The organism is Acidovorax sp. A1169 (genome assembly GCF_030704685.1).
Lineage (GTDB): Bacteria > Pseudomonadota > Gammaproteobacteria > Burkholderiales > Burkholderiaceae_C > Acidovorax.
Map to the genome: position 1 here is coordinate 71,580 of NZ_JAUZDX010000013.1, position 18,166 is coordinate 89,745.

Genomic DNA, 18,166 nt, shown 5'->3' on the forward strand with positions numbered 1-18,166 from the left:
GCCGCCACACCGGTGTTGAGGGATGGCAGCCTGGGCAGGTCTCGTTCGTTTGTTCGTTCGTTTGTTCGTTGCTCAGTCAGCGATGCGAACGCCCTGCACCTGGGCGCCCAGCTTGAAGTACAGCACGCCATCGGCGCCCAGCGTCCAGGGCGCCGTCTGCTGCGCGGCACTGCCTTCGGGCAGCACCCACTGCGGCACCAGGCGCCATTGGGCTCCAGTAAGCGTCAGCGTCATAGACCCATCACGGGCCGCAGGCTGAACGGCCAGCGTGGCGCCCGGCAGGGCAGCTCCCAGGATCGCGCTGGCCAGCGTTGGGCTCAGCAGCGCGGGCAGCAGCAACTGCCGCGCGCCCTGCCCTGCCTGCAGGTAGATGCGGCTCTGTTCGTCCACCCCGATCTGCGGGGTGCCGGTGGCGGGGGCGCCGCCGCCTGTCCAGTCGGGCCGCAACACGTAGGTGTGACCACCGGTGCGCAACTGCAGCACGCCTTCGGCGCCAAGCCTGGTCTGGGCATCGGGCAGCAATGCCGTGATGGCGTTGGCCAGGCCCGCCAGGTCGGCTACCGCAGGTGCAAACTGCACCACCACGCCGCCACGCACCCAGCGCAGCAGGCCCAGGGGGGTGAAGGTGACGCCATCGGGCAGTCGGGCATCGATGCTGATGGGCTGCACGGGCAGCAGTTGGATAGTCTGGCCGCCGTCGCGCACCAGCACCACGCCCGAGGGGGTGGTCTCCAGGCCCACGGCAAGGTTGGCGCCCGAGAGGCGGGTGACCGGGCCAGCCAGGCGCGCATAGGCCGCGCCGTCCACGGTGATGCTGGCGGGCAGGTTGGCAAACGCCATGGCATCGCCCACCTGCTGCGCATCGCCCTTGAGCGAGCCGAGTGCAATGGACACGGGCTTGCCCTGTGCGTCCACCTGCAGGCGCTCGCCCGCCAGCAGGCCCTGGCTGCCCAGCTCGGGCAGGGCCCCGGAGGCAGGCACCAACGAACCGCTGACCACGGCAACCGCCAGCGGCTGCGCGTCGATGCGCGTGCCCGCTGCCCCTGAACTGAGCAGCACCTCACCCGCCAGCGCCATGGGCTGGCCGAGGGCAGAAGAAGTCATGGACGCCCAGCCCTGCAGCACTATCAGCACCAGCACGCTCTGGCCGTTGACCTGGTTGGTCTTGAGCTGTGTGCCCGGCAGCGCCTGCACCGACAGCGGCTGGCCGTTGACAGTGATCTGCAGCGTGACCGGCGTGGTGCCCGTGCCGGGCACCACGATGGTGGCGCCTGCAGCGCCGGGGCCCACGACGATGGGCAGGGTGGGGTCGGTGATGGTGGTGGTGCCGGCGCTGTTGACGTTCACCAAGGTGGGTGCACCGCCCCCGGCGGGCGCGGCGGGCGCGGCGGGCGTGACCGGGGCGCTGGCGGCCGAGGCCACGCTGTCGCCCTCCCCATTGGTCGCCTTGACCGTGAAGGTGTACGCCGCGCCGTTGGCCAGCCCCATCACCGTGCAGGTGGTGGGCAGCGGACTGCCGGTGTTGACCGTGCAGGTCTTGGCCGGGTCGGCCACTGCGGTCACCGTGTAGGCGGTGATGGCACTGCCGCCATTGCTGGCGGGGGCCACCCAGGAAACACGGGCCTGGCTGTCGCCAGCGGTAGCGGTGACGGCGGTGGGGGCGCCGGGCTGCGTTGCGGGAGTGACTGCCGTGCTGGCGGCCGATGCCACGCTGTCGCCCAACGCATTCTTCGCCTTGACCGTGAAGGTGTAGGCCGTGCCGTTGGCAAGCCCCATCACCGTGCAGGTGGTGGGCAGCGGGCTGCCGGTGTTGACCGTGCAGGTCTTGGCCGGGTCGGCCACCGCTGCCACGGTATAGGCGGTGATGGCGCTGCCGCCATTGCTGGCGGGGGGTGTCCAGACCACGGTGGCCTGTGCATTGCCGGCGGTGGCGGTGACGGCGGTGGGGGCATCGGGGGCACCAGGCGGCACCAGCAGCAGCCGAGAACGCGTCGGTGCCGGCGCGAAGTAGGCGGCATCGGCGCCCGCACCGCCGGACTGGCGGGCCAGCACGCCGCACAGAGAATCGCCCTTGCCGGGCAGCACGGTCAGCGCAGTGCCGCTCACGGTGCAGACATCGGGCGTGAAGGTGTCGAACGCCACGGCCAGGCCGCTGCTGGCGGTGGCCGCCAGGGTGGTCGGGGTGCCCGAGGTAGGAGAGCCAGCCGCCACGGGATAGTCGATGGCCTGCGCTGCGGCGATGCGCGTTGGCACGCTGCGGCTCGCCGTGCCCCCGTTGCCCAGTTGGCCGCTGAAGTTATAACCCCAGCACTGCACGACCCCGGCCGTGGCCAGCGCGCAGGTGTGGCTGCCTCCTGCCGCAATGGCCGCCACCCCGCTGGCCAGGCCCGTGACGGCCTGGGGCGTGCTCTGGTCGGTGGTGCTGCCTTCGCCCAGTTGGCCTTCATTGTTGCGGCCCCAGCACTGCACGGCCCCGGCCGTGGTCAGCGCGCAGGTGTGAACGCTCCGTCCTACAATGGCCGCCACGCCGCTGGCCAGGCCCGTGACGGGCTGTGGCGTGCTCCTGTTGGTGGTGCTGCCATCGCCCAGTTGGCCGAAGTGGTTGGCCCCCCAGCACTGCACGGCCCCGGCCGTGGTCAGCGCGCAGGTGTAGCTGAACCCCGGCACAATGGCCTTGACCCCGCTGACCAGGCCCGTGACGGGCTGTGGCGTGCTCTTGTTGGTGGTACTGCCCTCGCCCAGCTGCCCGAACTGGTTGCGGCCCCAGCACTGCGCGGCCCCGGCCGTGGTCACGGCGCAGGTGTGCGCGTACCCTGCCGCCATGGCCGCCACCCCACTGGCCATGCCCGTGACGGCCTGGGGCGTGCTTTTGTTGGTGGTACTGCCATCGCCCAATTGGCCATAAATGTTCCAGCCCCAGCAATACACCGCCCCGGCGGTGGTCAGCGCGCAGGTGTGGTAATCCCCTGCCGCAATAGACGCCACCCCGCTGGCCAGGCCTGGGACGGGCTGGGGCGTGCTCTTGCTGGTGGTGCTGCCATCGCCGAGTTGGCCGAAGGGGCTGGCCCCCCAGCACTGCACGGCACCAGCCCTGGTCAGGGCGCAGGTGTGGTCGTACCCTGCCGCAATGGCCGCCACGCCGCTGGTCAGGCCTGTGACGGGCTGGGGCGTGCTCTTGTTGGTGCTGCTGCCATCGCCCAACTGGCCGGAAGTGTTGAAGCCCCAGCACTGCACGGCCCCGGCCGTGGTCAGCGCGCAGGTGTGGCCGTACCCCGTCACAACGGCCGCCACACCGCTGGCGAGGCCCGCGACGGGCTGGGGCGTGCTCTTGTTGGTGGTGCTGCCATCGCCCAGTTGGCCATCAAGGTTGCGGCCCCAGCACTGCACCGCCCCGGCCGTGGTCAGCGCGCAGGTGTGGTTGCCTCCTGCCGCAATGGCCGCCACCCCGCTGGCCAGGCCGGTGACGGGCTGGGGAGTGCTCTTGCTGGTGGTGCCGCCATCGCCCAGCTGGCCGTTTGCGTTGTGCCCCCAGCACTGCACGGCCCCGGCCGTGGTCAGCGCGCAGGTGTGGTAAACCCCTGCCGCAATAGACGCCTCCCCGCTGGCCAGGCCGGTGACGGGCTGGGGCGTGGTTTTGTCGGTGGTGCTGCCACCGCCGAGCTGCCCGAAATCGTTGCGGCCCCAGCACTGCACCGCCCCGGCCGTGGTCAGCGCGCAGGTGTTATGCAGCCCTGCAGAAATGGCCGCCGCCCCGCTGGCCAGGCCCGCGACGGGCTGGGGCGTGGTTTTACGGGTGATGCCGCCATCGCCGAGCTGCCCGAAATCGTTGCGGCCCCAGCACTGCACCGCCCCGGCCGTGGTCAGCGCGCAGGTGTGGTTGCCTCCTGCCGCAATGGCAGCCACCCCGCTGGCCATGCCCGTGACGGGCTGAGGCGTGGTTTTGTCGGTGGTGCTGCCATCGCCCAGTTGGCCGTACGCGTTGCGGCCCCAGCACTGCACAGCCCCGGCCGTGGTCAGCGCGCAGGTGTGGTAAACCCCTGCAGAAATGGCCGCCACCCCGCTGGCCAGGCCCGTAACGGGTTGGGGCGTGGTTGTGTTGGTGGTGCTGCCATCGCCCAGCTGGCCGAAGGGGTTGTTCCCCCAGCACTGTACGGCCCCGGCCGTGGTCAGCGCGCAGGTATGGTTGCCCCCTGCCGCAATGACCGCCACGCCGCTGGCCAGGCCCGTTACGGGCTGGGGCGTGCTCTTGCTGGTGGTGCTGCCATCGCCCAGCTGGCCTTCATTGTTGCGGCCCCAGCACTGCACCGCCCCGGCAGCTGTCAGCGCGCACGTGTGCTCGTTGCCCGCAGCCAACTGCTGCACAGGCTCCCCCAGCACCGTTTCCGGTACGGCCCCTTGGGCCCGCGCGGGCGTGGCCCCGGACAGCAGCAGCCAGGCCATCATCAGCCACAGCAGCATGGCCAACGGGCTGGCGGCGCGTCGCCAGGCCAGGGGCTCAGCTATGGCGGGAGTGCTTGAGAGGGGGGTCGGGCGGGTTGGCATGGGAGCAGCTTTAGTGGTGAAAGCGCCGGTGCAGGCGGCGCACAGGCGATAACACCGGAATCTATCGGCTTGCGGCCGGCTTGTATGTCCCTAGAACTAGCTACAAGCGAGGCGACGCGACCACGTCGCAGCGGCAAGGCGCCACCCACGGAGAGGCCTGCCGGCCCGAGTACACCGGGCCGGCCGCCAGCGCGAAAAGGGGGTGCAGCCTACGGTACGGGCGGGTGGCCGGGCGCTTGCAGCGGCAGCCACAGCACGCAGCGCGTGCCGGCCGCCGTGCTGGCCCAGGACATGCTGGCGCCGATGGCGTCGGCCCGGCGCAGCTGGTTCTTCAGGCCCCGCCCACGGGCCTGCAGTGCGGCGCCAACGTCGAAGCCGTGGCCGTCGTCCAGCACGCGCACCTCGATGCCGCCGGCGCTTTCCTCGCACTCGACGCGGATGCAGGAGGCCTGTGCGTGCTTGACCACGTTGGCAAAGCATTCCTGCAGGATGCGCAGCAGGTTCAGCGCACTGCCGGCATCAAGCCACGGCAGGGGCGGCACGTCCTGCACCTCCCAGCGCAGCTCAATGCCCATGCCCTCCAGGCGCGGCGCGAGCCGAAAGCGCAGGGTGGCCAGCAGCAGCAGCAGGTCGGCGTCCACGGGCTCCATGGAGTCGATGGCCAGCTTGAGGTCGTCCATGCACTCGGCCAGCACCTGGGCCAGCTCTTCGCTGCCGGCCTTGCCGTGGCGCACCAGGTGCAGCGCGCTGGTGAGGGAGGAGCCCAGGCCGTCGTGCATGTCCTGCATCAGGCGCTGGCGCTCTTGCGCCAGGGTGGCCCGGTGCTCGGTTTCGCGCAGGCGCTCGTAGCTCAGGGCCAGCTCGCCCTCGCGCTCGCGCAGGCGGTGCTCCAGATTGGCATTCACGCGCTCCATGCCGTCCAGGGCAGCCACATAGCGGTGCAGCATGATGTACGAGAAGATGAAGAATATGCCGATGTTGCTGTAGGGCCCCAGGTAGATGCCCTCCACGGGGACCAGCAGGTTGGTCTGCAGCAGCCAGTCGTAGCCGCCAGCCAGCAGGCTGATCAGCCCCCAGCCGCTGAGCAGGCCGGCCTCTCTGGAGCCGGTGCGCCAGGCATCGCGGCAGGCCACGGCCAGCAGCGTGGTGCCCAGCACCAGCAGCAGCCCGTACAGCAGCGGCGCGATGACCGCCGCCCGGGGCAGTGCCGGCAGCAACGGCAGCGTCAGCACGCTTACCAGTGCCGTGACCACGCAGGCCGTGATGGTCAGCCCGCGGTGGCGTACCCCATGCAGGTAGCGCAGGAAGAAATGCCCGACCAGCACCAGCCAGAACAGCGAGCTCACGGTGAGCCAGCTGAACCATTCATCGCGGATCGGCAGCCGGGGTCGGCTCACGAAATAGTGCAGCGTCCTCACGAACGCCACGACGGACGTGACGAAGAACAGCAGGTACAGCGGCTCGCGCCGCCGCCGCAGCCACACGCCCAGTGCGAAGAGGCCTGCGGCCAGGAAGGCGGCACTGCCCATCGCCGGAAAATCCGACTGCAGCCACGAGCGGATCTGGTAGCGCCAGCCGATGGCCGCGCGCGAGCCTACCCAGGCCGTGGACATGGCTGCGCTGGTGTGCCGCAGGCGCTGGCCTCGGATCTGCACCTCGCGCACGGGCGGCGTGCCCGCCGTGCCCTGCAGGGGAATCCACAGCGGCAGGTTCGAGGGGTTCCACAGCCAGCTCGCATCCGTCTGGTAGAGCAGCCGCCCGTCGCCGTAGATGGCGACCAGGCCGTCCGACTTCCAGCGCGGCAGGTACAGGTACAGGGGGGCGGACTGCTGCGCGAACTCGGGCACCGCCAGGCGGTACCAGACCTCGGTGGTCAGCGGCTGGCCCTGCTGCTGCTGAGGCACCTTCACCTGCGGCGACTGGGCAAACGGCAGCGCCACCGCCTCCCATGTGCCGCTCTGCATATCGCCCCCGTGCAGCGCATACGGCGGGGGCGTGAACCCCACGCTCGGGCGCTCCAGCCGCTGCGCCTGCACGATGTGCGCCGCCGAGCCGGCAGGCATCTGCCAGGCAGGTAGCGGCCCGTCAGGCGATGGCCCGGGTGCAGCCGCCAGCATTGCGCCGCAGCACAGCAGGCAGCAGGCCAGCAGAAAGGCGCGTGCCAGGGCGGTCTTCAGATCAGGCCCCGCGCACGTGCTTCGTAGATCGCCTCGGCCTTGGAGCGCACCTTGAGCTTGGCATAGGTGCGCCGCACGAAGGTGAGCACGGTGTGGTGCGATACATCCAGCGCCCGCGCAATCTCTTCTGCCGTGAAACCCTTGGTGATGTACTGCAGAACCTCGCGCTCGCGGGCGGACAGCGTGGCGGGGGCATCGGCTTGCACGGCTGCCTCCGGCGCCTGCACGCCGGCCTGCTTGAAGCGCATCAGCACCTGCCTGGCGATCAGCGGGCTGATCGGGCTGCCGCCCGCATGCAGGCTGCGGATCTCGCCCACGATGCGCTCAGGCATGCTGTCCTTGAGCAGGTAGCCGCTGGCTCCCGCCTCGATGGACTGCAGCACATGCGCCTCGTCGCCAAAGGCCGTGCTCACCATCACCGCGCAGCCGGGCCATCGCCGCGCAGCCGCCGCGATGGCCTCGATGCCCGAGCCATCGGGCAGGCCCAGGTCCACCAACAGCACATCGGCAGCCGGGCCGCCACCGTTCAGTGCGCGCAGCGCCTGCGCCAGCGTGTCGGCCACCCACAGCAGTTGCATGTCATCCGTCTGGCGGATCGCCGAGGCCACGGCCGCCTGGAAACGCGGGTCGTCCTCCACGAGCGCGATCTGGATGCTTGCGGGGTTGGCGATGGCAATGGCTTCTGGCATGGAACGGGGCGCTGGACCTGTCGGTATGTCTGTCTATCTGTCGGGGCGTGAAGGCCCGTGGAGTGTCCCACAGCACCGGCTTGCGCGCTGTCCCCAGTTCTAGTGACAAGCAAGGCAGGCCAGGCGTGTTGCCCCGCCAACCCATGCCCATCCAGCCGCGCGTTTCACGCTGGACAACTTGTCCAGTGCGGCGCGCCAGGCATGCCTATGATCCGGGGGCAATCCCGTAACACCACGCCCCACACCACACGCATGGCAACCCGTCAATCCAAGTGGACCGACCAGATCCATTCCCCCATCAGCGTACTGAACCATGCCCAGGGCCTGCACCTGGAGCGCTTTACCAGCGACGACCTCGATGAGATAGCAGGCTGCGACGACGTGGTGGAGCTGTCGCTGCGCAGCAGCAAGATGGCCGAGCCCCTGGACCTGGCCCGGCTGGCACACATCATCGGCCTGCGCAAGCTGAGCCTGGACAGGCTGAAGTTCAGCAACCTCGCGGCACTGCGGGCGCTGCCCCATCTGCAGCAACTGGTCATCGAGAACTGCATGTTCTCGGACTTCGATGCGCTCAACGGATTCAAGGCGCTGAAGTACCTGTTTCTGTGGCACAACAAGCTGGAGGCGTTTCCGGCGGGGCTGGACCTGCCGCAGCTCGCCAGCCTGTACCTGTCGGACAACCGCATCACGGACCTGGGCTTTGCGCGCAGCTACCCTACCCTTGCCAACCTGCATGCCGACAACAACCAGATCACCGACCTGTCGCCGCTGGCCGTATGCCCCCGCCTGACCGAGCTGCACGTGAACGACAACCCGGTGGCCAGCCTGGCGCCGCTGGCGGGCATGCGGTTCTCTCGGTTCTACGCCGATGCGCGGCACAACGAGGAAAAGGAGGCCCTGCAACTGCTGCTTCCCGAGCTGCCGCACGTGCAAGACGCCGAGCGGGTCGAGAGATGGCGCGTGGCCGACCTGATGCGCGCGCACGACTGGGCCCAGCTTTACGCCATCACCGATCTGGCGCTGCTCGGCGAGGCGTTCGCGAGCCTGGTGCACGGGCACTACGACGAAGACACGCTGCGCGGCGTGCTGGCCCACCCGGTGCCCGGCGCCTTCGACGCCATGCTTGCCGAGGGGCTCAGCCCGCACTACTCCACCGAGGCCGAGCTGATGATGAACGTGCTGAGCGGCTATGGCGAGCGGCTGATTCCCGTGCTGACCCAGTGCTTTCACACGGCGCTGGCGCGGCCCTGGTACCGGGGCAATGACTTCAGCGCCGGCAAGATGAAGCTGGAGCACGCGATGGTCATGCGCATCTTGGTCAAGGCCGCAAGCCCCGCCCATACCGACCTGTTCCTCGCCTACTTCAACGAGCGCGAGAGGTTTTCCGAGATGCATTTGTACTACTACAAAAAGCTGCTCGACGTGGTGGGCAAGACCCAGGCGCCACAGCTGGTGGAGCCGGTCATCGACCTGCTGCGCCTGGAAAAGCACATCATCGGCGGCGATGCAGCCTTCATGAAGAAGATTTTCAAGGCCATAGCCCAACTGGGCGGCAAGGCCGACGCCGCCGTGCTGGCCAGCCGCTACGACGTGGCCGCCGAAACCCGGCCCGACGTGTTGGCTGCGTACGAAGCCACGCTGGCGCGGCTGGGCAAGAAAAAAGCCTGACGCAGGAAGCGCCCCCAACCACCAATCAACTACGAAAATGCTGTTCAATTTCTGGGGTATCGCGGCAGTGGATACCACGCCGGCGGGCCTGGTGTTTGTGAGCCAGGAGTCGCGCATCGTGCTGGCCGAGGGGAACAACCATCCCCTGCTCACGCCCCCGGTCGACGAGTACCTGGAGTTCAGCATCGGTGGCAACAGGGTCGTCGGCAGCTACCGCAAGGAAGGCGAGCGCAACCGCATCACCCACGCGCAGGGTGAATGGGTGTCCATGCACAGCTTCCTGGGCGGCCAGCTCTCGTATGCACTCTTCGATGAAGCGCAGGAGGACGGGCAGGACTGGTATGTGGCGCGCCGCTGGAATGGCGAGCCGATTTTTCAGATGCCGTATTACTACGCCGAGCGCTACCTCGCCCCGGCCGCCATCGCCCTGGGCAACCAACAGCAGTGGGCGGTGTACGACCTGGCGGGAACGAAGCTCCAGGAGATCACCGGCGTCGACCGCTCCGAGCGGCGGTGGCGGCCCCGCTTCACCGACGGGCTGTTCTTCTTTCGCACCACCGAGGAGCCGATCTACCAGGTCTACGACGTGGACCAGCGCACATTCACGGGCACCGTCACCGTGGTGGATGGGCTGGTGGGGGTGCTCGCGCTGCCGGGCGGCGGCACCCTGTTGGTGGATGCCGAAGGGGTGAAGCTTTTGGGCAACGCAGGCAGTGCCGACAACGCATTGCAGACGCTGCACCGCTTCGATCCGCCCCTGGACGCTGATGGCAACAACTTCCTCGGCTGGCATGACGCCACGCGCGCCTACATGGCCTTCACCGGGTGGCTGCAGCCGCAGGTGCTGCTGGCCATCCCGCTGAGCGGCGCGGGGCACGCAGGCCCAACGCCAGTACAGGCCGAAGAGCTGCGCTGGGACACCCCGTGGGAGATCACCCACCGATGCGGCCTGGTGGATGGCCACAATTACCTCACGCTGCAACGCAAGGACCTGCTTGCCGAAAGCGCTCTGCTGGTGTGGCGTCCCGATGAGCCACTGACCCACGCGCTGCTGGAGCCCCACCTGAGCCCCGTGGTGCGCGTGACCCAGCCCCCTTCCGCCAAGAAGGGCAAGCACGGCTACCGCATAGAGATCGAAGACGCTTCTTCGGCCAACCGCGCAGTCCGCTCGGCTGCATTCGAGCTGGGCCGCCTGCTGGGCGAATCGTGCAGCGGCCCCTACAACACGGCACAGGTGATACAAGACCGCCAATTCGACGGGCAGTTTTACATTGACATCACCTGCGCCGTTGAACCCGATGAATTGGAGCGGGGGTACCTGACGGACTACATCCAGTACTTCAGGCACTGGGGCGGGCTGTCGCCTGCCGGCAGCAGGTCGGCCCTGGCGGACCCGGTCATCACCTGGCACATCGGCGTGCCGTGAGCGTTTTCCTTGAGACAGGTGCTGCCAAGGGTTTGCCGTCCATGAGCCACCAGCCCAGCAGCCCGCACTGCGGGGCGTTAAAGTCAGAGGCTTATGCCTTTGCCCGATTCGACAACTGCCTTGCGCACCTTCACGGGCGCCCAGGCTGAAACCGCTGACCCCCACCCCAATGCCACGCAGCCTGACGTGGTGAAGCCACACGGCGATCACCAACACAAATGGCTGCTGGGCCTGAGCCTGATCCTCATCGCCTGCAACCTTCGGCCGGTGTTTGGCAGCCTGTCCGTGGTGTTGCCCGAAATCATGCGCGACACCGGCCTGTCGGCTGTGGGTGCCAGCATGCTGACCACCTTGCCGATCGTGTGCCTGGGGCTGTTTTCCGCACCCACGCCCGCACTTGCCCGCCGGTACGGCCCGGAACGGGTGCTGCTGCTGGCCCTGCTGCTCATCACCGTGGGCACGGTGCTGCGCGCTGCGGGCACGCTGGCGCCGCTGTTTGCGTCGTCGGTGCTGGCAGGGGCCGGCATCGCCATGGGCAATGTGCTGCTGCCGGGCCTGGTCAAGCGCAGCTTTGCCCGCCACACCGCGCTGATGACGGGCCTGTACACGCTGGCGATCTGCGCGGGTGCCGCATCGGCCACGGCCTTGACCGTTCCGCTGATGGGCGCTGCATTCGATGCGGCCTGGCCCCCCGCCCTGGCGTTCTGGGCGCTGCCCGCCATCCTGGTGCTGCTGCTCTGGGCGCCGCAGGCGTGGCACACCCGTGCCCAGCCCCTCGACGGGGCGGCGGGGGGCGGCACACTCTGGCGCGATCGCCTGGCCTGGCAGGTGACTGCCTTCATGGGGCTGCAATCGGCCCTGGCCTTCATCGTGATGGGCTGGCTGTCGCCGCTGTTGCGGGAGCGCGGCATCGGCAGTGCGGACGCAGGCTACATCGTTGCAGTGTCGATACTGACCCAACTGGTCACCTGTCTGCTGGTGCCCTCGTTCGCCGCGCGCTGCCGCGACCAGCGGGCTTTGGCCGTGGGCATGAGCGCGTTGATCCTGGTCGCCTTTCTGGGCCTGATGGTCGGACCGCTGGGTGGCCGCTGGCTCTGGGCCGTACTGCTAGTCCACTGAAACCGAGAAATCGGCTGTGCGTGAGGGCCTGGCAGGGCCGCAATCTAGGCGGCGGGCGCAGCCGGGTTGCACACCCGGCGAGCACGGCAACGACGAGTGCGGCCCTGCCAGACCCTCACCCTTCGGGCCGGGGTGGCAGCGGGCGCATCGCGGCGTTGCGGGCTTTACCAAGGCGGCCAGCCTTGGCGGCAGCCCGCGCCTTGCGCTGCATCCCGCGGCCACCCCGGCGCACAGCCGATTTCTCGGTTTCAGTGGACTTTGCGGCCAGGGCGGTGGCTTTGCGCTGGCCCTGAGCCTGATCGTGATGCGCAGCGGCAATGCCCAGATCACAGCACAGCTCTCAGCCATGGCACAGGGCTGGGGCTACCTGCTGGCAGCCGGCGGCCCCCTGCTGGTGGGTGTGCTGCGCGAATGGACGGGCGGCTACGCGGCCAATGCTTGGCTGGTGGGAGCGCTTGCGGTGGCCATGGCATGGAGCGGTTGGGGGGCCGGGCGGCGCATGCTGGTTCAGGCAAGGGCGTGACTGGTTGTGCAGTGAGTGGGCCAACGGCCGGGCGGGGAGAATGTGCGTACGCGTTCCAGCGACATCGCCGGTCGCTTTGGTCCCCATAGCCGCTGCTACGATGACGGAAAACGGTCAGGGGCAAACTGACCTCAGCCACTCGGACTCGACGGCAAGATGTTCGCGAAATGTTCGCGAGCTGGCACTGACCCCTAGGCACCGGGATGGGCGACCGGCGCATTGCACAATTGCTATACATTGCACAACGTCACACACCCTCCAGAAGAAGGCCGCATGTCAATCACATCCACTTTGAAGTTCTCCGTTGCCGCACTGGCGCTTGTCACCGGCGGGTCTGTTCTTGCACAGGGCACGCCCATCAACGCGGCGGCGTTTGACGCGCTGGTAGCGCAGGGCCCCGTCGCCGATGCGGCGACCATCGCGTCGAGCACCTGGGCCACCAAGGTCAAGCAGGCCGGCACGCTGCGCCTGGGCGGCACGCAAACCTCCAATCTCTTCTCGCTGCTGAACGAGAAGGACGGCAAGATCCGCGGCTTCGACGCAGGCTTGGCCCAACTCGTCACCCGCTACATCCTGGGCGATGGGGCCAAGTACCAGTTCACGCAGGTGAATTCGTCCACCCGCGAGCAGGTGCTCATCAACGACCAGGTGGACATGGTGTTCGCCACGTACTCCATTACCCCCGCGCGCGCCGAGAAGATTGCGTTCGCCGGGCCTTACTACACCTCGCAGGCCGGGGTGCTGGTCAAGTCGAACAACAAGGCAATCCAGTCGTACAACGACCTGGCCGGCAAGAAGACCGCCACGCAGGCCGGCTCCACCGGGCCCGCCATCCTGGCGCAGGTCGCGCCCAAGGCGACGGTGCAAGAGTTTCAGACGCACCAGGAGGCCCTGGACGCACTGCGCCAGGGGCGCGTGGATGCCTATGTGACCGACCACACGCTGCTGCTCAACGCCCTGAGCCTGGGCTCCGGCGACGCGAAGCTGGCAGGCGCACCCTTCGGTGCGCAAGACCCCTACGGCATCGGCCTGCCCAAGGGCTCGGACGGCGTGGCCTTCATCAATGCCTTCTTGAAGAAGATCGAAGCCGACGGCACCTGGGCCAAGCTGTGGACCGTGTCCATCGGCCAGCGCACCGGCAGCGCGGACGTGCCCAAGCCGCCCGCCCTGCCGTAAACAATGGACGGGGTTTCTCGGCTCCTGGCTGACTACGGGCCTGCTTTCGGGCAGGCCCTTTTGCTCACGTGGAAGCTCACCGCGGTGTCCTTCGTGGCCGGCTTCGCGCTGGGCATGGTGGTGGCGGTGCTTCGGCTCCTGCCCGTGGCGCCGCTGCGCTGGGCCATGACGGTCTACGTCGAGATCTTTCGCAACATTCCCAGCGTGGCGCTGCTGATCTTCATCGTGTTCGCACTGCCCGATCTGAACGTCCTCATCGACTATGAGGCAAGCGTGGTGCTCACTCTCACCCTGGTCTGCTCTGCGTTCACGGCGGACTACGTCCGCACGGGCATCAACACCGTCGCCGGTGGCCAGGCCGAGGCTGCACTCAGCCTGGGCATGCGCCCGATGCGCGTCATCACTGCGGTGGTGTTGCCGCAGGCGCTGCGCGCCGTGGTGCAGCCGATGACCTCGCTGCTCATTGCGCTGATGCTGTCGACCTCGCTGGCGTCGCAGGTGCCGCTGCCGGGCCGGGAGCTCACCGCGCTCGTCTCCAAGATCGCCACCGACTCCGCCGCCGGCATGGCCGCGTTCGCGGTGGCCGCCGCGATGTACGTGGCCAGCGGCTTGCTCATCGCCTGGGCCGGTGCCACGCTTGAAAAGAAAGTGCGGATCCTGCGATGAGCCGCGCCCTGGAAGACATCCTGTTCGCTGCGCCCAGCCCGCAGGCCCGCAAGCTGACGCGCGTGGTGAGCGCGGTCGCAGCGGCCGTGCTGGTGCTGATGGCTGCAGCCGTCGTGTTCCGGTTCCACTCGGCAGGGCAGCTGGAGCTGCGCCTGTGGGAATTCTTCGCCCGGCCGACGACCTGGGCCTTCCTGGGCAAAGGCCTGCTCGGCACGCTGGCATCGGCGGCGATGGCCGCCGCCATCGCGCTGGCGTTGGGGCTGGTGCTGCTGCTGGGGCGGCTGGCGAAGCCCCGGCTCGTACGTTGGCCGAGTATCGCGGTGATCGAGTTCCTGCGCGGCACGCCGACGCTGCTGCTCATCTACGTGTGTTTTCTGGCGCTGCCATCGGTCGGCATCAAGCTGAGCACCTACTGGATGCTGACCCTGCCCGTCGGCCTAAGCACCGCTGCCGTGGTGGCCGAGGTCTATCGCGCGGGCGTGCTCGCGGTTCCCCGCGGCCAGACCGATGCTGCGCGAAGCCTGGGGCTGACCGAAGCCCAGGTCTTTTTGCACATCGTCTTTCCCCAGGCCCTTCGCTACATCGTGCCGGCGCTGGTTGCGCAGCTGGTCATCGTGGTAAAGGACACAACGTTCGGCTATGTCGTCACCTATGGCGAGCTGATGCAGAACGCCAAGGTGCTCATCGCCAACTACAGCTCACTGGTGCCCGTGTACCTCGTTGTCGCAGCGCTCTACTGCCTAGTGAACTACGCCATCTCCAGCGCCAGCAAGCGGCTCGGGCAGCCGATGCATTGAGCGCAGCCAGGCGGCCCGCCGGGCGGGGACGTGGCGCTCTGGCAAGAGTAGAGAAGAGGGTCATGGCCGACGCGGGCTGTTGGCACACACAGGGCGACCGGCAGCATCCGGTGCACAGCCGTCGTTCAGCCCGCTGATACGATGGCTGCCATTGGCCGAGGCTGTGTGAAAACGTCGATAGACGACTTTTGCAGGGGTACTTCAACCCTTGCTCGCATCGAGATCGTGCGTTGTAGGCCGATCTGAGCGGTCGACTTCTGAGTCGACTGGCAGGTCAAGGGCGCAACGCGCGTTTTCACACAGCCTCGGCCACAACCAGACGTTTGCACACCAGGTTATCTGCATGAAGACATCCACTCGCGCATTGATTGAGGTGCTGGCCAGCTCACCGGTTCTGGGCCCAGTCTCGCACGAGGCTAAAGAGTGCTGGGCGCCGCAGGAGCCCCCAGAGACGACGCTCTTGTCGAGCTTCGCCAAACGTTTGTTAGACGTCTCGACGAATCCAGCTGCCGCTGAGACACGGCGGGCTTTGCTTCTTGTTGAGACCGCCATGGAGAACGGGGATACAGCCTTGGTGACCATGGCGGCCACAGGGTTCATCGAGGGGCTAGTCGCTTCAGCGAGTGAGCTGGACGTGCTCCCACAGTTTCTTGCCGCACTTGGCCCATCGTCGCGGCGCCACGCAGATGCCTGGCTGGAGTTCAAGGGCTGAAACCGGCCAATATCGGACGGTCACAGATAGCAAAAATTCATCTTGAGCAGACATTGCAGCCCACTGCTTTCTTGAGTCGGCCCGACGGGACGAGCTCATTGGGCCACGGGTACGACGCTGTCATTCACTACCAAGAAGCAAGAAGCGAGATTCATATGTCCTTGTCTGGAATCGCAGGCCAATGGGTTGCTGCAATCGGTTTTCTCTTTGCAAGTCTGGTCTGCACACCAGCGGCTGCTACCACGGTGAGCGCCGGATACAGCCATTCCTGTGCAGCCTCCAGCACAAAAGCTCCGCAATGCTGGGGAACGCTCGCCGCACCGCAGTGGCTCACAGGCCGGGACTACATAGACATCCAGTCCGGCCGTGACTTCAGCTGTGCACTGCACAAGAGCGGTACGGTGAGCTGCTGGGGAAACAACGACTATTTTCAGCTAGGCATACCCACAGGTGCCACGCCTGGGCAGTCTGTAAGTGGGTTGCCCGCTGCAGTGCAGGTTGCGGTTGGCGAACGCCACGCCTGCGCAAGGACCCACGGCCGGGATGTCTATTGCTGGGGCGACGCGGGCCGTGGGCAACTGGGCACGGCTGCGGGCAGCGCAGCATCGGCTGTGGCGGTCAAGGTGCCCGGGCTGTCGGGCGCGGTGCAGGTGGCCGCCGCCCAGGCCAGCACCTGCGCTGTGCTGCAGGGCGGAGCGGTGGCCTGCGTGGGAGCGGGCAGCCTGCTCGCGGGTGCGGACTCCGACCCCGGCACGCCGCGCACCTTGCCGGGCATCGGGGATGCCGTGCGCCTCGCCGTCGCCGAGGGCCATGGCTGCCTGGTGCGCAGCGGTGGTCAGGTGGTGTGCTGGGGGCGCAATGCCAGCGGCGAGCTGGGCACGACCGCCTCCCCTGCCATTGCCGCTGTGCCCGTGGAGGTGCCGGGCCTGGGTGGGCCCGCCCAGGCGGTTGCCACTGGCGCCGGCTTCAGCTGCGCGCTGCTGCAAAGCGGCACCCTGGCCTGCTGGGGCAAGAACACCAGCGGCCAGTTGGGCACGGGCTACCCCTTGAACGCCGCGCAGGCGCCTGCGCCCGTGGTCGGCATTCTCAAGGCCCTGTCACTGAGTGCCGGGGCAGAGCACACCTGCGCCGTGCTGGAGGGTGGCTACGTCAACTGCTGGGGCAATGGTGCCAACAACCGCCTGTCCATCGCGTCGTGCGACCTGTCCAGCGCGTACTACCCCGGCTTCACCTATGCCCGCGGGCCCTCGTTCAACAACGCAGCATGTGGCTCTACCGGCCCGGCAGTGACACCCTACGCGGTCGACAAGCTGGGCCCGAATCGGGACATCGAGCTGGTGATGCGGTGGGCGGGTCGGACCCTGCCGGACGTCTTTCCTGGAGACTATTTCAGCGAGCTGTTCGACAACATCCCGAACTTTTGGCTTTCGAACTACCGTAACAGCCGCTACTTGGCTGTGAACATGCACGGCACTCCCAAGCTGATTTTCCTGGGACCAGAAAGCGGCAACGCCATGGTTGATCTTGGTCCGCTGATCGACTGGGTGCGCCCTATCAATCCCATCACGCCGTACATCGGCCAGTGGGTGCTGACCACCAACCAACCGTACTATCCGCCGTGCACCATCGACGTGCGGCACGCGACCGACGATTCCTCCGCCGGGCAGGTCTTTGGCACATGCTACGTGTCGAACGGCGAAGAGAGGGTCGACCTCTACGGAGAGATCGACAGTCGGGGCGTGGTGACGGCAGCCAGCCGCTTAGTAAATGCGCCGTTCTCGATCTACGGGCTTCTGAACAAGGACGGGAGCGGTGACGGCGTGTGGAAGAGCGGATGGATCGGCACGCAGTGGACGGCAAGCAAACGGTGAGTGAGCTGCCGAACATCCTGGATGGATAGCTCGTAGAGATGAGGCGTGGTGTTGAGAGCGGTTACCTTGAGCAAAGGCAAAAGACCGCGATGGACCCGTGGCTGCCGCTGATACGATGGCTGCCATCGGCCAGAAGCGGCCATTGGAGGCACAAGTGACACTCAAATGGAAACACTCCACTGATGGAGTCGACTGGGAAGAACTTTCTGCCCTGTATCGGGCCGCTCCACTGGGCGAGAAGAAGCCGCTTCATCTGCAGAAAGTCTTCTCAAACAGCATGTTTAAGTGTTTCGTCTATGAAAATACGAAGCTTGTGGCGGTGGGGCGTGCGCTCGCTGATGGTGGAGACTGCTCGTACATCTGCGACATTGCGGTATTGCCGAGCCATCAAGGCACAGGCCTTGGCAAACAGGTTGTCAGTGACCTGGTGGAATTGTCAGGTGGTCACAAGAAAATCATCTTGTATGCGGTCCCTGGCAAAGAGCCTTTCTACAGGAAGTTCGGCTTCATGCGAATGAAGACTGCTATGGGCATTTTTGAGAATCCACAGAAGCAGGTGGAGAGGGGCTACCTCAGTGAAGCCTAACCCTGCAATCGAGAGGATAAACACCGGCAAACCGGTGTCTGCTTCACAGCCGTCTGCCTCCGGGGACGCCAAAGGTCTGCATTGGGCCGGTGACTGCCGCTGATACGATGGCTGCCATCGGCCAGGAGCAGCCGGTGGCTTTTAGAAAAGGCGGACACTGAACGCCGAACGCAAGGGGCGCCGCAGGAGTCCGCCTTGGCCGCCCTGTCAGACC

General features: G+C 67.2%; 13 protein-coding genes. 10 read left to right on the forward strand and 3 right to left on the reverse strand.

Features of this window, described 5'->3' with window-relative positions:
• Positions 1 to 72: 72 nt before the first annotated feature.
• The 3 genes from QYL93_RS20255 to QYL93_RS20265 form a co-directional block, all read right to left on the reverse strand.
• Complete coding sequence (locus tag QYL93_RS20255) at positions 73 to 4,542, reverse strand: fibronectin type III domain-containing protein (protein ID WP_305745338.1); 4,470 nt, start codon at positions 4,540 to 4,542, stop codon at positions 73 to 75.
• A 209-nt stretch (positions 4,543 to 4,751) separates the two neighbouring features.
• Positions 4,752 to 6,605, reverse strand: a complete 1,854-nt coding sequence (locus tag QYL93_RS20260; RefSeq protein ID WP_305745339.1) for an ATP-binding protein — start codon at positions 6,603 to 6,605, stop codon at positions 4,752 to 4,754.
• Positions 6,606 to 6,715: 110 nt separating this feature from the next.
• A complete protein-coding gene (locus QYL93_RS20265; protein ID WP_305745340.1) occupies positions 6,716 to 7,408 on the reverse strand; it encodes a response regulator transcription factor in 693 nt (230 codons plus the stop codon).
• 252 nt (positions 7,409 to 7,660) lie between these two features.
• On the opposite strand from QYL93_RS20265, the gene QYL93_RS20270 reads away from it, so the two are divergent.
• The 10 genes from QYL93_RS20270 (at position 7,661) to QYL93_RS20315 (ending at position 17,952) form a co-directional block, all read left to right on the forward strand.
• Positions 7,661 to 9,076 (forward strand): leucine-rich repeat domain-containing protein, encoded by a 1,416-nt coding sequence (locus QYL93_RS20270; RefSeq protein WP_305745341.1) that lies wholly within the window; start codon positions 7,661 to 7,663, stop codon positions 9,074 to 9,076.
• A 37-nt stretch (positions 9,077 to 9,113) separates the two neighbouring features.
• Positions 9,114 to 10,502, forward strand: coding sequence for a hypothetical protein (locus QYL93_RS20275; protein ID WP_305745342.1), 1,389 nt, complete (start codon positions 9,114 to 9,116; stop codon positions 10,500 to 10,502).
• Between the two features lie 120 nt (positions 10,503 to 10,622).
• The gene (locus QYL93_RS20280) at positions 10,623 to 11,621 is read left to right on the forward strand and encodes an MFS transporter (protein WP_305745343.1); all 999 of its coding nucleotides are present in this window, start codon (positions 10,623 to 10,625) and stop codon (positions 11,619 to 11,621) included.
• A gap of 304 nt (positions 11,622 to 11,925) precedes the next feature.
• Positions 11,926 to 12,144, forward strand: coding sequence for a hypothetical protein (locus QYL93_RS20285; RefSeq protein ID WP_305745344.1), 219 nt, complete (start codon positions 11,926 to 11,928; stop codon positions 12,142 to 12,144).
• 273 nt (positions 12,145 to 12,417) lie between these two features.
• Entirely contained in the window at positions 12,418 to 13,320 is a 903-nt protein-coding gene (locus tag QYL93_RS20290; protein WP_305745345.1) for a glutamate ABC transporter substrate-binding protein, read from the forward strand.
• A gap of 3 nt (positions 13,321 to 13,323) precedes the next feature.
• On the forward strand, positions 13,324 to 13,986 hold the full coding sequence (locus tag QYL93_RS20295; RefSeq protein ID WP_305745346.1) for an amino acid ABC transporter permease: 663 nt from the start codon (positions 13,324 to 13,326) through the stop codon (positions 13,984 to 13,986).
• Positions 13,983 to 14,783 carry an amino acid ABC transporter permease gene (locus QYL93_RS20300; RefSeq protein WP_305745347.1) on the forward strand — a complete coding sequence of 267 codons (801 nt, stop codon included), beginning with the start codon at positions 13,983 to 13,985 and terminating at the stop codon, positions 14,781 to 14,783. Before QYL93_RS20295 ends, QYL93_RS20300 begins: the two co-directional genes overlap by 4 nt.
• Positions 14,784 to 15,126: 343 nt before the next feature.
• Positions 15,127 to 15,495 (forward strand): hypothetical protein, encoded by a 369-nt coding sequence (locus QYL93_RS20305; RefSeq protein ID WP_305745348.1) that lies wholly within the window; start codon positions 15,127 to 15,129, stop codon positions 15,493 to 15,495.
• A gap of 155 nt (positions 15,496 to 15,650) precedes the next feature.
• Positions 15,651 to 17,366: an RCC1 domain-containing protein gene (locus tag QYL93_RS20310; RefSeq protein WP_370877015.1), complete on the forward strand. Its 1,716-nt coding sequence runs from the start codon at positions 15,651 to 15,653 to the stop codon at positions 17,364 to 17,366.
• Positions 17,367 to 17,481: 115 nt separating this feature from the next.
• Complete coding sequence (locus QYL93_RS20315; protein ID WP_305745350.1) at positions 17,482 to 17,952, forward strand: GNAT family N-acetyltransferase; 471 nt, start codon at positions 17,482 to 17,484, stop codon at positions 17,950 to 17,952.
• Positions 17,953 to 18,166 lie beyond the last annotated feature (214 nt).

Excerpts from the sequence above, each read along its gene's own strand:
- QYL93_RS20270 (WP_305745341.1), top strand. The coding sequence starts at position 7,661 with ATGGCAACCCGTCAATCCAAGTGGACCGACCAGATCCATTCCCCCATC.
- QYL93_RS20260 (WP_305745339.1), bottom strand. The coding sequence starts at position 6,605 with ATGCCTGCCGGCTCGGCGGCGCACATCGTGCAGGCGCAGCGGCTGGAG.
- QYL93_RS20300 (WP_305745347.1), top strand. The coding sequence starts at position 13,983 with ATGAGCCGCGCCCTGGAAGACATCCTGTTCGCTGCGCCCAGCCCGCAG.
- QYL93_RS20255 (WP_305745338.1), bottom strand. The coding sequence starts at position 4,542 with ATGCCAACCCGCCCGACCCCCCTCTCAAGCACTCCCGCCATAGCTGAG.
- QYL93_RS20285 (WP_305745344.1), top strand. The coding sequence starts at position 11,926 with ATGCGCAGCGGCAATGCCCAGATCACAGCACAGCTCTCAGCCATGGCA.
- QYL93_RS20315 (WP_305745350.1), top strand. The coding sequence starts at position 17,482 with ATGGCTGCCATCGGCCAGAAGCGGCCATTGGAGGCACAAGTGACACTC.
- QYL93_RS20290 (WP_305745345.1), top strand. The coding sequence starts at position 12,418 with ATGTCAATCACATCCACTTTGAAGTTCTCCGTTGCCGCACTGGCGCTT.
- QYL93_RS20305 (WP_305745348.1), top strand. The coding sequence starts at position 15,127 with ATGAAGACATCCACTCGCGCATTGATTGAGGTGCTGGCCAGCTCACCG.
- QYL93_RS20275 (WP_305745342.1), top strand. The coding sequence starts at position 9,114 with ATGCTGTTCAATTTCTGGGGTATCGCGGCAGTGGATACCACGCCGGCG.
- QYL93_RS20265 (WP_305745340.1), bottom strand. The coding sequence starts at position 7,408 with ATGCCAGAAGCCATTGCCATCGCCAACCCCGCAAGCATCCAGATCGCG.
- QYL93_RS20295 (WP_305745346.1), top strand. The coding sequence starts at position 13,324 with ATGGACGGGGTTTCTCGGCTCCTGGCTGACTACGGGCCTGCTTTCGGG.
- QYL93_RS20310 (WP_370877015.1), top strand. The coding sequence starts at position 15,651 with ATGTCCTTGTCTGGAATCGCAGGCCAATGGGTTGCTGCAATCGGTTTT.